Here is a 14,882-nt window from a genome sequence, read left to right on the forward strand (position 1 = left end):
GTCGGAGTCTTTTGAGTCTCAATTGGTGTTTACTGCATAATTAAAATAAACAAGAATGAATGTTTCGGAACAATTATTAAGTATTTTGACAGAAGAAGGTGTTCGGCACATCTTTGGTGTTGCTGGAGATGCCCTAAATCCCTTAGTGGACGCTATTGCTAAACAAGACAAAATACAATGGGTTGGTGTGAACCACGAAGGTAACGGTTCTTATGCGGCTTTCGCGCAGGGCGAACTAAGTAACAACTTTGGAGTTTGTGCCAGTACTGTAGGCCCAGGCGCTCTACATCTAATCAATGGATTGTATAATGCTAAAAAAGAGAAATCTCCCGTTGTTGCAATTACAGGGCAAATACCGATTGAACATTTGGGGACAAACTATCATCAAGAAGCAGATTTAAAAAAGATATTTGATGATGTTTGTGAGTATCAGGCGATCATCCGCTCTCCAGAAGAGGCTCCTAGAGTCATCCTAAGAGCGATCAAAATAGCTATTAATCATAAATGTGTTTGTAGAATAGAGCTTCCCGCTGATATTGCAAAAATGAAAGCGGAAAACCAACAATTTGTTCATGCGGTGTTTCGATCAAACAGCGTAGTTATTCCTTTAAAAAAGGAACTAGGTGAGGCTGCCAAGTTGATAAACACGGCAAACAAAATTGGTATTTTGGCTGGGGCAGGTTGTAGAAATGCAAAAAAGGAAGTTTTAGATTTATCGAGATTAATAAAAGCGCCCATTACACATACTTTAAGAGCTTCAGATATTTTTGATCATGATACAGAAAATGTTGTTGGTCTCACAGGATTAATCGGGAACCCTTCTGGATACAAAGCTGTTATGGATAGCGATTTACTTCTGATGCTGGGAACTGATTTTCCCTACACAGATTTCCTTCCTGAAAAAAGCAAAATCATTCAAATAGATATAGCGCCAGAAAATATTGGAAATCGTTGTCCAATTGATTTAGGGTTGCATGGGGATGTCAAATCAACTGTGGCCTCGTTAGGATTAATTTGTGATAGTAAGCAGGATGATTCCTTTTTAAGTGAATTGAGAGAAGAGTTTAAAAAATGGAAAAAAACTAATGACGCCAAAGCCGATCCTTCGCGCGATATGGAGCCCTTACATCCGCATATTTTTGCAAAAAAGATCAGTGATGTTGCATCAGATGATGCAATTTTTGCTATTGATACGGGAACCGCGGCTATCTGGGCATCTAACTTTATGAATTTTCATTCAGATAGGAGAGCGATCGGTTCATTTAACCACGGTTCTATGGCTGTTGGTCTGCCCGCAGCGATAGGCGCTCAGTTACAATATCCTGATCGCGAGGTATGGGGACTTATAGGTGATGGTGCTTTTAATATGTCATTACAGGATTTTTCTACTGCGGTGAAATACAATCTTCCCATAAAAATTATTGTATTTAATAATTCGCAACTGGGATTTGTGAAAATTGAAATGGAAGAAGCAGGTCTAGCTCCAAATTTGGAAGCACTTAAAGTAGATAATTTTAGTTTTTCAGATTATGCAAAACTATGCGGTGGTGATGGAATTAAGGTAACTCATGCGAAAGACATAGTTCCGGCTATAGAAATGGCCAAAAGAGCAACAAAACCTTTTGTAATAGATGCAATTGTTACCAATGCTGAGTTATCCCTACCTCCTAAAATAGGTTGGGAAGAAGCCAAAGGTTTTGGATTATCAAAAATCAAAGAAGTGCTCAGAGCTTTTAACGGAGAGAAAGAACAGTGGGAAAATATAAAACAAGAAATTGAAGCATATTTTGATTAAATTCCTAGTTTGAGAATAAACATAATTAATATAAAACACATGGAAAAACTAGGACTTACTAAAGAAAACTGGGAACAATTTTTAGAATGGGCTTGGGATTTTACGCCAAGCGTACTATCTGCAATCATCATCTTTATACTCGGTCTGTGGATGATACGAATATTTAGTCGAGGACTGAAAAAATTCTTTCAGAAAAAGGATTATGATGAAACGCTTGAACGCTTTCTATATGATTTATTCAATATTGGTCTAAAACTTCTATTAGTTGTTCTTGTGATTACCCAGTTGGGTGTTCAAACTTCATCTCTAGTGGCAATTTTGGGTGCAGCTGGACTGGCTGTTGGTCTTGCCCTTCAGGGATCTTTGTCAAATTTTGCAGGAGGAGTACTTATTCTATTTTTTAAACCATTTAAAATAGGTGATTTTATAGAGGCCCAAGGCATATCCGGTACGGTGAAAGAGATTTCTATTTTTACTACAAAACTAAATACATTTGGAAATCAATTGGCTATTATTCCTAATGGCAAATTATCTAATGATAATATAATTAACTATACCGCTGAAGGGATTAGAAGAAATAAAATTGATATAGGAATTTCCTATTCTAGTAATATTAAAAAAGCCAAAGATTTACTTCTAGAACTGATCAATGAACAGCAAGGGGTGCTGCAAGATAACCCGCCAGAGGTAGTAGTAACTACTTTGGGAGACAACTCTGTAACACTTTCATTACGCTATTGGGCATCGAATGAGGACTTTTGGGCGATTCACTTTTATACAATAGAAGAAGCAAAAAAGAGATTAGAGGAGAATAATATTTCTATTCCTTTCCCGCAAAGAGAGATCAAATTGTATGATCTGCGTAAAGAAGAGAATAAGTCTACTGGAGTTTCTTAAAATAGAACAAATAAGAGAACATATATAAACCTGTAAGAACTATGGGGGATCGACCTAGAATAAAAAATGAGGACCAGTATGAAGCCCTTCGCGATAAAGGGTATAGTAAAGAAAAAACTGCTCGAATTGCTAATACTCCGAATAGCGGAGTAAAAGGAGGCAAGGCATCGAATTATGAAGAGAGAACCAAAGAAGAACTTTATCAGCAAGCCAAAAAAATAGGAATAGAAGGAAGGTCAAAAATGAATAAAAAAGAATTAATAAACGCATTACGAAATAATTAATAAGCGTATGAATTATATTCTCATCGGGCTAAAGCTAATCGTTGGTTTAAGTATCTTAAATGTATGGGTTATTAATCCGAAAAAGGCAACAAAATGGAGAGGAGGTAATGCTACAAATATTGTAGAGGAGTTTCATCTCTACGGCTTACCAACATGGTTTTGTTTTTTTGTTGGATTTCTTAAAATATCGTTAGCAGTATTATTAATAGCCTCTATATGGTTCCCTATAGTACAGGAAATAGCTAGTTTAGGTTTGGCAGTTTTACTGTTAGGATCAATTATAATGCATTTTAGGGTAAAAGACGCATTGTATAAATCATACCCAGCATTTATTTTTATGATAATGTGTTTGGTTATTGCTTCGAGCACTCATATCTATCTAACTCTCTAAACTTTTTTTTCGGTTTCAGAGAAAACTCGAATAAAATATTCAAAGGTTTTTTTGCCGACAAAACAGATTGTCTAACCTCACTTTCGGTAAATGAGCTTTTAAGGAGCGTATCGCAAAATTGATTCCACCTTAGCCGGACAGCTTTGGAATCATCTCCGAAAAAAAACTGCTCTGGAATACCTTGTAAGGATTGGCATTTCTGGATATGATGCTTAATGACCTGTCCGCCGAGCATAGATCCTTCAATGACATACATAATACCTATGACAGAAGCAAAGCTATCAGAAAAACTTATTGTAAGTGATTTTGTGTCTTCCCAAAAAACATTAAGGTTTGAAAGATCTTTTTTTAAGGCTTCACTTTTTTTGTTAGATACAAACTTTTGATAAGGTTCAGGTAAAAGTTCTTTGTTACAGATTAACTGATCTTCCAAGGTTTTGTACAAGGTATAGTTCTGTTTGATAAGGGCAATATATTGCTCAAGTGTGATCGAATTTTCGATGATATACTTGGCAAGGTTTTTTTCTTCTGCAGTTTTGTGTAGCAATGAAGTTTCTTGTTTCAGTACTTGTAATATTGACGTACTCATTTAATTTCATTATTTGTTATATGTCAACCAATAAGTAATAATCTTTGGTAATTTTTCTTTAAGCTCTGCATAGTTTTTAGGTTTTTCAATATAACTATTCCCTCCAAGGTGATAGGTTTCTTCGATTTCCTCTGGCCTATCTGACGAACTAAGCATAACTACGGGTATGTTTTTTACTTTTTTTATTTCTCAAATAATTTAGTACTTCTAAACCATTCATTTTGGGTAATTTAATATCCATGAGAATGCACTTTGGTGGGTGGTCCCGAAATTGCTGAGATTCGAAAAATTGAATAGCAGATTCTCCGTCTTCAATGTACTTCACATCGCAGTCTTTCATTTCTTTCTTTACCACACGCTTCATCAGTTCTATATCTGTGCGGCTATCTTCGATGGATACGATATAAGAATTATTCATTTTTTGTAGTATTAATTGCGAAATAAAAAGTGGAACCTAATCCAGGTATACTTTCTACCCATATGTCTCCGTTGTGTTTTTCAATGACCCTTTTTGATATAGCAAGACCTATTCCAGATCCTTCATATTCATCGTTCACCAATCTGCTAAAAATACCAAAAATTCTTTCTTTGTGTTTTACATCAAACCCTATCCCATTATCTTTTACATAAAAGTTAGGTGATTGGTATCCTATTTCAACAATTGGATTTTTGGCCTTTGACGAGTATTTAAAAGCATTACTTATCAAATTACTCAATAATTGAAAAAGCATTGTTCTATCCCCATTCACAGTTGGTAGGTCGTGTATTTTTAGTTGAGTTTGTTTAAACAAATTTGATACTTGTAGATAGATAATTACCTCATTGACTAAGGTGTTCATATCTAGCTGGTTAAATTCCGTATTTTTTTTACCTAGGCCCGAGAAGGACAATATATCATCGATTAACATATTCATCTTCTGAGTTGAAGATATAATAGTGTTAACTGCTTGTTTACCAAAGGAATCTAGGCTCTCAAAATAATCTTCCTTAATGATTTGAGCAAAGCCATCAATACCTCTAAGTGGGGATCTCAAATCGTGCGAAACGCTATAACTAAATGTTTCCAGCTCTTCATACGCTTTTTTCAACTGGTTATTTAAAATTTTCATTTCATCATATTTTTGAACTATAATCTCAGCAATATGATCTTTTAACGCCATAGCTGCAGCAACTTCATAGTCTTGCCAAGCTAAACTAAAGCCTTTTTTCTCTTGAGACCATTTTTCAAAAGATTTTCTCGGAGAAATACGTTTGTCTTTGTTTTGAATGACTGCTTTATTTGGATTGCCTCCCCAAGATATTGTTTCAAGGACCTCGGGTTTGAACCATAATAAAGCATTTTGCTCTGTAGAGGAAATAAAAACGCAAAGGACTCCCGAAGCCGATTGTCTAATAGAATCAAATTGGACATGTTCTGAACTAAAATTATTAGTTCTATAGACTCCTGCTTTTTTCTCCAAAAAACAAGCTTCAACAATTTCCTTAATTTCTCCTTCTTTTGGAGTGATTCCTAAAGTAGTAATTTCTCCATCTATACAAACTGCTGCGCCAGTAGCTTCTGTAATATCCAATAATGTTTGTTTTCCAGTTGTGAGTCCTTCAACAATATTCCAGTCTTTACTCATTTGTTCTATAAGTATCGATCTAATTTCGTTTGAAATGTTCGTTTTTTCTAATAATCGATTTGTACTTCTTAATCCCAATTGTGTGGAAAAAACTTGAGTGATAAATTTACACGATAGTCTAAGATGAAAATTGGTGTATTTAGGAGTATAATGATGACAAGCAATTAGTCCCCATAGATTCCCTTGAAAAACAATGGCAGCTGTAAGGGTAGCCTTGACTCCCATATTCATTAAATATTCTATGTGAATTGGAGAAACGCTTCTTAATTCAGATTTTGAAAGATCCAATGAAACAGACATTTTATTGTTTACCGGTAAAATGGGAATTGGTTCTGAAGAAACATCTTCAATAATTCGCACTCCTTGCTTCAAAAGAGTTTTCTTGCCTGTTGAGGTATATCGGATGCAGGATAATGTAGGCCCAGCCAACTTTCGAGATGAGATTCTTTTTGTTCTGCTACAATTTCACCATTCCAATCTGCATCAAATTTATAGATCATCACTCTGTCATATCCAAAAATTTCCTTTATTAGTTGAGCTGCGGTATCACACATCTCCAGAGGAGTATCAATTTGACTAAGAGCCGTTATGATTCTGGTCAATTGTGCCTGATACGACAACGGTTGTATTGGATTATTATTTTCCTCTATTTCTAATACCAAGTTAGTGTCACTAACATGAGGAATAAGTAAATAATTTTGATTTGATAAAATAACAGGTATGGGTTCTTGAATGTCTAACTCAAGCCTTTCCTTGATCAACTTTAAATATGGGGCAGGTATTAAATCGTTGATCTTATTGATGTTTTCTTTAGTTTGATTGAAAAAATGCAGACAATTTTCACTGTAGAAAGTAATCTCATCAGTCGTTAAGTTAGCAGCCAACAAAATCCCAAAATTTTGAATTTTTCCTACTAAATGAATAGGTTCCTTATCACAGTTGGTGAGGTCGATATTTTTGGGATATAGGGTTGAAGGACTCTCCATAATTCGTTATTATTGTTAAAGATAATTTTTTTCTATCGCTATTCTATCTGCTATCAATTTGATTTTAACTTGATCGATATAATGTTTTGTGTACAGGAAAACGCAGCTTAAATTTAGCCCCTTCGTGAGGCTTAGAATCTGCATCGATCGACCCATTATGACTTTCCATAATTTTCTTGCAAATCGATAGTCCGATACCCGTACCTTTATACACTGTTTTGTCGTGTAACCTGTAGAAAAGTTTGAAAATAGAATCTTTATATTTTGGGTCAAATCCGATTCCATTGTCTTCAAAAATAATTTCCAAATATTGAACATTTTCGTTAACAGAATTATTGCTAGACGTGCTCTTGGAGTAGATGTTTAACTTAGGAGTTACATTCGTTTTTTTATACTTTATTGAATTAGAAATAAGGTTAACGAATAATTGTTTGATTAAAAAAGGAACACCTTTTATAGTAGGAAGTTTATCAAGATGTATTTGTATATTTTTTTCTTAATCTCTTCTTCTAGTTCTATTAAGGATTCTTGGGCAATATCGTTTAGATTTACCGTTTCTTTAGCCACCTGTTTTTTTCCGATTTGTGAATAGGTGAGAAGATGTAGTATAAGTTCCTGCATTCTTTCTGCAGATAGATTGATTTTTTCAAAATATTCTAGTGTTTTATTGGGAATAGCTTCATGGTTCCCTGCTTTTATTCTCGAAATAAACATTCTAATTTTTCTTAAGGGTTCTTGAAGGTCATGACTAGCAATATGATTAAAAGAGTCGAGTTCCTCATTGATCTTTAGAAGTTCTTCATTTTTTCGTTTCAATAATTGTTGAGATTCAGTAATATCGGTGATATCTCTTACCACTCCTAGCATCATTTGTCCATCTTTGGAAGGGACAAAATTTGCAGTCAACGAAAAATAACGAGTTTCTCCGTTACTCAAACGCATTGAAAAATCAAATGGCGGTAAGACGTCTTCATATTTTAATTTGTCAATACTTATTTTTAGTTTTTTTCCTTCATCATCATTCAAAAACTTAAATAGCCCTTTTTTCTTTAATGCGAGGGACTCTGAATCATATTCGAAGAGATGTTTTATGTTCTCTGAAAAGGTCCAGTTATTTTTATTAATATTCCATCTGAAACTTGCGGTTTTTGATATGTATTCAGAATCTTTTAAAATAGTGTTTTGAAATTCTGATCGCTTTAAAGAATCTCTAAGCTTACTTTCAATTTCTTTTAATTGAGTAATATCCTTTGATGTAATAGTAATACCATTTTCCTGTTTTATTGCCTTATTTTGAAACCATATTTTCTTCCCTTCAAACTCGAACTCACGTTCATAAGATATTTCCAAATCTTCTTTTGTGTAACAAGCTACTAGAATTTCAAAAATTCCGTTTTCAAAAATAATGGGGAATACCGTTGATGCTAGTTTATTTGTTATAGTATCGACATGATTATTTATATACTTATCAAAATTAGCTGTAATATAGTCTAGATTGAAATCAACAATTTGATTTGTTTCAAAAATTGGAGTAAAATAGCTTATTATACTATCCGAGCGTTCAATCAACGATTTTAAGAATTCTGCAGAATCTAAATGAGAGGATATATTATTACTGAAAGCCAATAGCGATTAATTTGAAAATGGGTTATTAAACTAAAGATGTTTTTGCGTCTTCAAATAATTGTTTTAATAAATTTCAGAGTTATAAGATTTACTTCAAACGAAACACAAATTGTATTTAAATATAATTGTTTCTGGCGCAAAATTAGATTTTGATCCAATAGTGCTAAAGAAATCCCTGATAGTGTTAAATATTACATCAAATGGACAAAAATCATTACCTATTTTTGCTTTACATAGAATTATGAATTTTGGGAGTTTGTCAATGAAGGTTTACCTTAAATATGATATGAATGTCATTTTCAAAAAGACATTAGAACAGCAATTGGATCAATTAAAGATCGATTATAAAATTAATGGAGTGGGAGAAGTGGAGTTTTTGCATGCTTTAAGTATAGATAAAATTAAAGAACTTACAACATTGCTATCTGTATACGGTATTCAAATAATTAATGATCATAAAACTGAAGTCGTTCAGCGAATAAAAGATACAGTTTCTGAAATGGTTTTAGATACTTCTTCAGAAAAGAATCATAAGATATCAGCATATTTACCCGAAAAATTAGGGTACTCATATACGTACCTATCTAGTCTTTTTTCTGAAAGCACCTATACTTCTATAGAAAATTTTTTAATCATAAAGCGTATTGATAGGGTTAAGCAGATGCTAATACAAGATCAATTTACTTTAAAACAAATTGCTTTTGAGTTAGGTTACAGCAGTACTGCGCATTTGTCAGCACAGTTTAAAAAAGTAACTGGACTTACACCCACAAGTTTTCAGAAAATTATAACAAAGCGCTCTGAATTTACAGAGACCCCTAAAAATCCTAATTTCCTAAACAATGAATTTAGATAGACTGCAAGTCGTTTTAGTAGATGATGATGAAGATGATAGAATGTTTTTTAAAGATGCTATTGAAGAAGTAGATCTAAAGACCAATCTATCCCTTTTTGGAAATGGACAGGAATTTTTGGACTATTTAACACTTCCCGGTCAATCTTTACCCCATTTGGTTTTTTTGGATTTGAATATGCCTATAAAAAATGGAGTTGAATGCCTGGAAGAATTAAGGGAATACGAACGATTTAAGGACTTATCAATAGCCATATATTCTACTTCCTCTTCTGACGAGGATATTGAGGATACTTTTGTAAAAGGGGCAAATGTCTATATCAATAAACCGAACGATTTTAATCAGTTAAAATCTGTAATAAAACGAGTTTTAAAAATAAATTGGCAATATCAAACCTCTAATCTTAGTAGAGAAAATTTCCTCTTAAGAGTATAAACCATACTCGAACTATAATAAATCCATCCCTTCTCTGAAAATTCTATAACGTTTTCTGAAAATTCTGTAATGTGTTTCACTTCGTTGTTTACGAAATTTACTAAAAAGTTAAACACACGAATTATGAAAACGAAACATCACGCCAGAATAGGTAGAGTCTTTAACGATTTAAAAAACTATCCAGGGGGTTCAGAAAACCGTTCTAACCAAACATCGCTGGTAGGTTTCAATATTTCTTTAAAAACGAATCACGGTAGTAAAAGTAGTTCCTCTAGAAGATAGTTCTTCATTGATGCAAAACACGTTAACATTTAATGATTTAAGAAATTATGAAAGTATTAGAAAGTACATTTAAACCGTCTTTTGACCGTGGCTTTTATGAGCAGCTTTTATCAAAGTTAAAGGTCGAAAATTTTTCAGTGTCAGAAGAATATGTTTTACCTATCAGTAATGAGCTTGCTGAAGGGCACATTAAAGTAATTCCATCTGGTAAATACAAATGGTATACAGAAATTAATTTAGAGTGTTTTTCAAATGTAAAATTACCTTTTCTTACAAAAGAAACGGATTTGATACACTTTATCTATTGTTGTAAAGGACAAGGGATTCATCAAATGAATGGCAAGGAAACTGTTATTGATGAATTTCAAACAGCTATTATAATAGACAAGGAGTCAGCGGATTTGATTTTGAAAAAAGGCGAAACGGTAAAAATTGCCATTATATCTGTAGAAAAACCGAAGGAAATGATCACCAGTGTAGTTTCTGAAATTTTCAGAATATTTGAAGAAAAACTGGAAAATAAGAAGTTTGCATATTATGGATCTTCTAATCTCAAAATATCAGATCAAATAGGAAAAATATCAAGTACTGAGAAAAATGGAGTGGTAAAGAAATTATTTGTCGAAGGAGTGATACAATTAATCTTAGCAATGGGAATTCAACATCACCATAAAGATATTTCGTCGATTAGCGATGTAAACGGGTTATTAACTTTAAAAGAGCAAAAAATCATCAAGGATATTGCTGAAGAAATTCAAAATAATTGTGATTATCCCTTTTCGATAAAATACTTGATTCAACAAACAGGGTTACCCGCAGCAAAATTGCAAGAAGGTTTTAAATTATTGTATAACCGAACGGTAACGGACTACATTAAAAATATTAGAATTGAAAAAGCAGAAAATTTATTAAAAACTACTGATCTTAATATCTCTGAAGTTGTTTATACAATTGGTTTTACTAGTCGCAGCTATTTCTCAAAAATCTTTAAAGAAAAGTACAATTGCAGCCCACGGTATTATCAAGAAAAATCTCGCGTCTACTCTCTAGCGACATCTGCTTGAGATTCTATATATTATGAAAAAGTGGTTGCCCAAAAGCAATCACTTTTTATTTTACAAATAGCAGAAATCACTCAAATTTTTAACATTAAAAAACGGAAATAAGTCGAAGTTGTACGGATAAAAAAAATCAAGAACGTGTTAAGTGTTCAGAAATCAATCTAAAAAATGATAATAATACATTATTCTTTAGATACTTAAAAGAACAGTGTTTTTTGGGATTAACTATTCAAACCAAAAGGAGGCGATTCAGAGAATAACTCTTACATTTTTCACTGCATTGAAAGATGAAATTTTGAATAAGTATTGGTCGCCATTAAAATGCAGTTTCTAACTTATTTATATGACTTGATTATCTGTCTCCTGATTTTATGGTTTTACCAGACAATTGATTCCATAAAAAGTAAAGGAAATCGCTGACAAATAGGTTAGAATAATAATAGTACTTATTTTCTGCGATATTGTAACGATTGTTGATTGTGACTTAATAATAGTGACTTGTCATAGAAGTAAGCTTTCAAAAGTCTTATAATTTCCTTTCGTTGTTCTAAAGATAAATGCTTGTATGCAGGCCTTAAAATAACCGTATCCCATTTTGTGCTGGCCATGTTATCCAAAGCTATTCTTAGATAACAATGATTATCGAAAGATAGCTCTGGATATTTTTCTGCAAGCTTTTCTGGAAGCATTTCATAAACATCATCATATTGTTCGGAATATTTCATTTATAGAATATCACAGAATGTTATTGAACCGTTTTAAAACGTTTTCATTTTTTCTTTTCTTTTTCTCAGTTGATCGTCTAAGTCTCTAATAGTTTCCGTGATTGCCTCTGCAAAACTAACTTCACTAGATTCTGCATATAACCTAGGGCCAGGAGCGCTCAATCTGATTCCACAATGATGTCCTTTTTCATCTGATGTAGTGTTCTCTTTCTTAAAAAAAATATCCCCTCTGAGAATAAAGGAATATTTTGTTTTTAGGTTATTTAATTTCTCGATGGCTATACTCTCTAATCGAGAACTAGCACTTACGTTTGTATATTCAAAAATTGTCTTCATTTTTATTTTTATTTATAACATTTTATATTAATTATTACCATCAAAAGCAAAGGCTTTGTACTTTAAAAGAGCTACAAAAACGACCCCTCCTAGAGCATTTCCCAAAATAGCAATGGTCTGAAAAAGTAAATAATCTCTTAGAGTAATTTCGTTAGAAATTATAAGACCAGAAAAGACTTCGATATTACCAACAATGCTGTGGTGTAATCCCATAGCTCCAATTACCGCTGTGATAATATAGATGATAAGAATTCTGCTTATTGTACTATCGGATGAAGTAAGTAACCATGATAAAAGTCCCATAAGCCAACCTGCCAAAATTGCACTAACCCATATAACTACTAGGTTGTCATGAATAACATGAATTGAAATTTTTTCTATTGTTTCAGCGCTGAAAATGTGAAGTCTAGGGCCTATCCAAACTGCAATTATACTAATTAGCATTCCTCCCAAAATATTACCTACCAGGACTAAACTCCAGAGTCTAAAAAGATCTGATAAGTTAGATTTTTTGTTTAAAACTGGTAGAAATAAAAGAGAGGTTTGTTCGGTAAAAAGTATTGATTTACCCAATACTACTAAAATAAAACCAACAGGGTAAACCAAGGCATTTATTTTCCAGATGGCTTCTTGGGTAATGCTACCCATTAAAAAATCTGACATGACACAAATAAGAAGAAAACTAAAACCAATTTCAAGCCCTGCGGTAAACGAACTAAGAAAAATACTCGAATTGGTTTTGTCATAAATATCTAGTGCTTCAGAAATTTGTTCTCTTAAAATTTCTGAGTGTGACATTGGTGCGTTTTCTTGAATACTAAGGTCACGATTATCAATATTTGACTTTTGTTCAGTTTTTGTTTTTGCCATATGGCTTTTGATTCCTCTGTTGTTTTTTCTTTTTTCAGTACTTTCTTTTTCTAAAGTAGAGAAATGTTTAGTTTTTAACATTTTTTACTTCACCGACTACGACAGAATCAATAGATTGATATTGCGGTTTGATCTTCTTATAAAGATCATACTGTATTCGTGTTAATATATTGCTCATAGCCGATGTTTCTTTATTCAAGTTGATTTCAAGCGCCTTTATCTTTTCTTTGATATTCAAGTTACTATCCCTTATTTTCTTTTCATTTATCATATACTCCTCAACTTTTATTTCGAATTGTAATAATTGATCTTCTGTCATTCCGAGTTGTTGATCGTATTCCTTAGCCAACTCTTTTGCTTCTTCTTTAATCTTTAGATTATCAGATTTTTGAGTAAAAGGGTTTTGGCCGGTAACAATGGTAAAGGAAAGTATTGCCAATGTTGTTAGAATTTTTTTCATAACTCTTTTCTTAAATTATTTGTTGTTAAATTTCAGGCAAACCGGAAAAGTAAAATTTGCATAATTAATGTTATTCGCCATTTATCTTTTTCATGATTTGTTCTTTATCAGATTTTTTAACTTGCTCTGTAGAGTTTTTATCGTTGTTATTCATATAATTACCATTAAAGGTAAATTCTCTTTGCATTAATCGACTTCTGTTTTCTGGATTTTCTTGTTCTCGTAAATCTTCTGGAAGCTTGTTTAAATCCCCACCATAATAGCCTAGAGCTACTGCTGTAGCGACATGATAATCTTCAGGGAATCCAAATTCTGTAAGCGCTGTTTTGTAATTAACTCCTGCCATTTGGTGTAGTGCAATCCCAAGGTGTTGAGCTTGAGCGGTAACATTACCCATGAATAGACCTAAGTCATGAAGCGCATGAAAGTTATCTTCTCCTTCTTCAGTTGTTTTTTTATAAGCATTTAACCAAAGGACTGGAGCGTTGGCTGCCCATGATTTATTAAAGTCACTTAGACAATCAAATATTCTGTCATAAGTCTTACTTCCTCTTATTCCCCATATTATTCTCCAGGGTTGTCTGTTGTAGGAGCTTGGAGCCCATCTTCCTGCCTCAAATAATGTTCTAAGTTCAACTTCGGTAAGAGGAGTGTCTGCAAAGACTCTAGGCGAATAGCGTTTCTTGAGAATAGGTAAAATATTAAATTTGGTAACTTTTTCTTTAGCAATTTTATTTCCCATAATCATTAATTTTGTTTCAGATAATATTCTATTAATTAGTTTAGTAACTTGTTGCCAGAAGCCCTTATTAACCTTCTATGTTTCAAGAAAATATATTTACTATCCATCGGTAAATCCGAACATGAATTATCAAAGTAGAAATTACTGATACGGAATTGGATTTTTCTTTTCCAACACGACTTACAAAAAATTAGTTACTATTTTTCGCAAGATGTTGATGTGACTTCTGGCAGTTAAAGAATTTCAAAAGTGTAGTGTTAGATATATTGTGTGAAATTCATGACAAGTTTTGCACTGAATTGATTATGCATTCACTACTTGGTCTTCATGCTTCCCTTCACATAATTCTTCTATCACTTTTTCTATGAAAGCTGGTAAATCGTTTGGATTTCTGCTTGTAGTCAAGCCGCTATCAACAACTACTTCTTGATCAACCCATTTTGCACCTGCGTTAATCACGTCATCTTTGATCGTATGGTATGATGTTACCTCGCGATTTTCAATTACACCTGCACTAATAAGTAACCAAGGAGCATGGCATATCGCTGCTACTGGCTTACCACTTTTGAAAAATGCTTGTATGAATGATAAGGCTTTATCATTTGCTCGAAGTGTATCTGGATTTATAACTCCACCAGGCAAGATTAACGTATGATAATCGGACTCATTGGCGTTTTGTAATGTTTTATCAACACTTATAGTTTTACCCCAATTCCCATCTTCCCAGCTTTTAATTTCTCCAAGAGATTCGGATATAATGTGCACTTCAGCACCTTCTTTCTTTACCGCATCGAGTGGAGAAAATAACTCAGAAGCTTCAAATCCATTCGTGGCTAGGATTGCAATGTTTTTTCCTTTTAATTTCATAACCTTTATAATTTTTTAAGTAAATATTCTTACATAAAATTACATTGAATAAAGGTT

At 33.0% G+C, this 14,882-nt stretch carries 21 protein-coding genes; 8 read left to right on the forward strand and 13 right to left on the reverse strand.

Features of this window, described 5'->3' with window-relative positions; translation table 11 throughout:
* Positions 1–55 precede the first annotated feature (55 nt).
* The 4 genes from AC0L3Q_RS10080 to AC0L3Q_RS10095 are packed head-to-tail and all read left to right on the forward strand — an operon-like array spanning position 56 to position 3,367.
* On the forward strand, positions 56–1,795 hold the full coding sequence (locus tag AC0L3Q_RS10080; protein WP_473286444.1) for a thiamine pyrophosphate-dependent enzyme: 1,740 nt from the start codon (positions 56–58) through the stop codon (positions 1,793–1,795).
* 39 nt (positions 1,796–1,834) lie between these two features.
* On the forward strand, positions 1,835–2,692 hold the full coding sequence (locus tag AC0L3Q_RS10085) for a mechanosensitive ion channel family protein (protein ID WP_473286445.1): 858 nt from the start codon (positions 1,835–1,837) through the stop codon (positions 2,690–2,692).
* Positions 2,693–2,733: 41 nt separating this feature from the next.
* Positions 2,734–2,976: a DUF7218 family protein gene (locus AC0L3Q_RS10090; protein ID WP_473286446.1), complete on the forward strand. Its 243-nt coding sequence runs from the start codon at positions 2,734–2,736 to the stop codon at positions 2,974–2,976.
* 7 nt (positions 2,977–2,983) lie between these two features.
* Positions 2,984–3,367, forward strand: coding sequence for a DoxX family protein (locus tag AC0L3Q_RS10095; protein WP_473286447.1), 384 nt, complete (start codon positions 2,984–2,986; stop codon positions 3,365–3,367).
* Here AC0L3Q_RS10095 and AC0L3Q_RS10100 read toward each other — a convergent pair.
* The 7 genes from AC0L3Q_RS10100 to AC0L3Q_RS10130 form a co-directional block, all read right to left on the reverse strand.
* Entirely contained in the window at positions 3,330–3,956 is a 627-nt protein-coding gene (locus AC0L3Q_RS10100; protein WP_473286448.1) for a biliverdin-producing heme oxygenase, read from the reverse strand. The genes AC0L3Q_RS10095 and AC0L3Q_RS10100 overlap by 38 nt on opposite strands.
* 9 nt (positions 3,957–3,965) lie before the next feature.
* Complete coding sequence (locus AC0L3Q_RS10105; RefSeq protein WP_473286449.1) at positions 3,966–4,112, reverse strand: hypothetical protein; 147 nt, start codon at positions 4,110–4,112, stop codon at positions 3,966–3,968.
* The gene (locus AC0L3Q_RS10110) at positions 4,105–4,374 is read right to left on the reverse strand and encodes a response regulator (RefSeq protein WP_473286450.1); all 270 of its coding nucleotides are present in this window, start codon (positions 4,372–4,374) and stop codon (positions 4,105–4,107) included. The genes AC0L3Q_RS10105 and AC0L3Q_RS10110 overlap by 8 nt, the downstream gene beginning before the upstream one ends.
* Positions 4,367–5,953, reverse strand: coding sequence for an ATP-binding protein (locus tag AC0L3Q_RS10115; protein ID WP_473286451.1), 1,587 nt, complete (start codon positions 5,951–5,953; stop codon positions 4,367–4,369). The genes AC0L3Q_RS10110 and AC0L3Q_RS10115 overlap by 8 nt, the downstream gene beginning before the upstream one ends.
* Positions 5,950–6,567: a hypothetical protein gene (locus AC0L3Q_RS10120; RefSeq protein WP_473286452.1), complete on the reverse strand. Its 618-nt coding sequence runs from the start codon at positions 6,565–6,567 to the stop codon at positions 5,950–5,952. The genes AC0L3Q_RS10115 and AC0L3Q_RS10120 overlap by 4 nt, the downstream gene beginning before the upstream one ends.
* A 64-nt stretch (positions 6,568–6,631) precedes the next feature.
* Complete coding sequence (locus tag AC0L3Q_RS10125) at positions 6,632–7,054, reverse strand: sensor histidine kinase (protein WP_473286928.1); 423 nt, start codon at positions 7,052–7,054, stop codon at positions 6,632–6,634.
* A complete protein-coding gene (locus AC0L3Q_RS10130) occupies positions 7,021–8,193 on the reverse strand; it encodes a histidine kinase dimerization/phospho-acceptor domain-containing protein (RefSeq protein WP_473286453.1) in 1,173 nt (390 codons plus the stop codon). The genes AC0L3Q_RS10125 and AC0L3Q_RS10130 overlap by 34 nt, the downstream gene beginning before the upstream one ends.
* Positions 8,194–8,302: 109 nt before the next feature.
* On the opposite strand from AC0L3Q_RS10130, the gene AC0L3Q_RS10135 reads away from it, so the two are divergent.
* The 4 genes from AC0L3Q_RS10135 (at position 8,303) to AC0L3Q_RS10150 (ending at position 10,828) form a co-directional block, all read left to right on the forward strand.
* Entirely contained in the window at positions 8,303–9,049 is a 747-nt protein-coding gene (locus AC0L3Q_RS10135) for an AraC family transcriptional regulator (RefSeq protein WP_473286454.1), read from the forward strand.
* Positions 9,036–9,482, forward strand: coding sequence for a response regulator (locus tag AC0L3Q_RS10140; protein ID WP_473286455.1), 447 nt, complete (start codon positions 9,036–9,038; stop codon positions 9,480–9,482). The genes AC0L3Q_RS10135 and AC0L3Q_RS10140 overlap by 14 nt, the downstream gene beginning before the upstream one ends.
* 123 nt (positions 9,483–9,605) lie before the next feature.
* On the forward strand, positions 9,606–9,764 hold the full coding sequence (locus AC0L3Q_RS10145) for a hypothetical protein (protein WP_473286456.1): 159 nt from the start codon (positions 9,606–9,608) through the stop codon (positions 9,762–9,764).
* Positions 9,765–9,811: 47 nt separating this feature from the next.
* Entirely contained in the window at positions 9,812–10,828 is a 1,017-nt protein-coding gene (locus tag AC0L3Q_RS10150; protein ID WP_473286457.1) for a helix-turn-helix domain-containing protein, read from the forward strand.
* A gap of 443 nt (positions 10,829–11,271) precedes the next feature.
* Here AC0L3Q_RS10150 and AC0L3Q_RS10155 read toward each other — a convergent pair whose 3' ends face one another.
* From AC0L3Q_RS10155 to AC0L3Q_RS10180, 6 genes are all read right to left on the reverse strand, one after another.
* Entirely contained in the window at positions 11,272–11,550 is a 279-nt protein-coding gene (locus tag AC0L3Q_RS10155; RefSeq protein WP_473286458.1) for an acetyltransferase, read from the reverse strand.
* A 33-nt stretch (positions 11,551–11,583) separates the two neighbouring features.
* Entirely contained in the window at positions 11,584–11,886 is a 303-nt protein-coding gene (locus AC0L3Q_RS10160) for an HPF/RaiA family ribosome-associated protein (protein WP_473286459.1), read from the reverse strand.
* A 27-nt stretch (positions 11,887–11,913) separates the two neighbouring features.
* The gene (locus tag AC0L3Q_RS10165; RefSeq protein WP_473286460.1) at positions 11,914–12,837 is read right to left on the reverse strand and encodes a formate/nitrite transporter family protein; all 924 of its coding nucleotides are present in this window, start codon (positions 12,835–12,837) and stop codon (positions 11,914–11,916) included.
* Positions 12,824–13,216, reverse strand: coding sequence for a hypothetical protein (locus tag AC0L3Q_RS10170; RefSeq protein WP_473286461.1), 393 nt, complete (start codon positions 13,214–13,216; stop codon positions 12,824–12,826). The genes AC0L3Q_RS10165 and AC0L3Q_RS10170 overlap by 14 nt, the downstream gene beginning before the upstream one ends.
* Before the next feature lie 70 nt (positions 13,217–13,286).
* Positions 13,287–13,958 (reverse strand): nitroreductase family protein, encoded by a 672-nt coding sequence (locus tag AC0L3Q_RS10175; protein WP_473286462.1) that lies wholly within the window; start codon positions 13,956–13,958, stop codon positions 13,287–13,289.
* Positions 13,959–14,261: 303 nt separating this feature from the next.
* A complete protein-coding gene (locus AC0L3Q_RS10180) occupies positions 14,262–14,825 on the reverse strand; it encodes a type 1 glutamine amidotransferase domain-containing protein (RefSeq protein WP_473286463.1) in 564 nt (187 codons plus the stop codon).
* Between the last annotated feature and the right edge of the window lie 57 nt (positions 14,826–14,882).

Source organism: Aquimarina sp. KJ22-3 (assembly GCF_055808215.1).

Excerpts from the sequence above, each read along its gene's own strand:
- AC0L3Q_RS10180 (WP_473286463.1), bottom strand. The coding sequence starts at position 14,825 with ATGAAATTAAAAGGAAAAAACATTGCAATCCTAGCCACGAATGGATTT.
- AC0L3Q_RS10120 (WP_473286452.1), bottom strand. The coding sequence starts at position 6,567 with ATGGAGAGTCCTTCAACCCTATATCCCAAAAATATCGACCTCACCAAC.
- AC0L3Q_RS10110 (WP_473286450.1), bottom strand. The coding sequence starts at position 4,374 with ATGAATAATTCTTATATCGTATCCATCGAAGATAGCCGCACAGATATA.
- AC0L3Q_RS10165 (WP_473286460.1), bottom strand. The coding sequence starts at position 12,837 with ATGTTAAAAACTAAACATTTCTCTACTTTAGAAAAAGAAAGTACTGAA.
- AC0L3Q_RS10175 (WP_473286462.1), bottom strand. The coding sequence starts at position 13,958 with ATGGGAAATAAAATTGCTAAAGAAAAAGTTACCAAATTTAATATTTTA.
- AC0L3Q_RS10155 (WP_473286458.1), bottom strand. The coding sequence starts at position 11,550 with ATGAAATATTCCGAACAATATGATGATGTTTATGAAATGCTTCCAGAA.
- AC0L3Q_RS10145 (WP_473286456.1), top strand. The coding sequence starts at position 9,606 with ATGAAAACGAAACATCACGCCAGAATAGGTAGAGTCTTTAACGATTTA.
- AC0L3Q_RS10100 (WP_473286448.1), bottom strand. The coding sequence starts at position 3,956 with ATGAGTACGTCAATATTACAAGTACTGAAACAAGAAACTTCATTGCTA.
- AC0L3Q_RS10150 (WP_473286457.1), top strand. The coding sequence starts at position 9,812 with ATGAAAGTATTAGAAAGTACATTTAAACCGTCTTTTGACCGTGGCTTT.
- AC0L3Q_RS10160 (WP_473286459.1), bottom strand. The coding sequence starts at position 11,886 with ATGAAGACAATTTTTGAATATACAAACGTAAGTGCTAGTTCTCGATTA.
- AC0L3Q_RS10080 (WP_473286444.1), top strand. The coding sequence starts at position 56 with ATGAATGTTTCGGAACAATTATTAAGTATTTTGACAGAAGAAGGTGTT.
- AC0L3Q_RS10095 (WP_473286447.1), top strand. The coding sequence starts at position 2,984 with ATGAATTATATTCTCATCGGGCTAAAGCTAATCGTTGGTTTAAGTATC.
- AC0L3Q_RS10140 (WP_473286455.1), top strand. The coding sequence starts at position 9,036 with ATGAATTTAGATAGACTGCAAGTCGTTTTAGTAGATGATGATGAAGAT.
- AC0L3Q_RS10085 (WP_473286445.1), top strand. The coding sequence starts at position 1,835 with ATGGAAAAACTAGGACTTACTAAAGAAAACTGGGAACAATTTTTAGAA.
- AC0L3Q_RS10170 (WP_473286461.1), bottom strand. The coding sequence starts at position 13,216 with ATGAAAAAAATTCTAACAACATTGGCAATACTTTCCTTTACCATTGTT.
- AC0L3Q_RS10105 (WP_473286449.1), bottom strand. The coding sequence starts at position 4,112 with ATGCTTAGTTCGTCAGATAGGCCAGAGGAAATCGAAGAAACCTATCAC.
- AC0L3Q_RS10090 (WP_473286446.1), top strand. The coding sequence starts at position 2,734 with ATGGGGGATCGACCTAGAATAAAAAATGAGGACCAGTATGAAGCCCTT.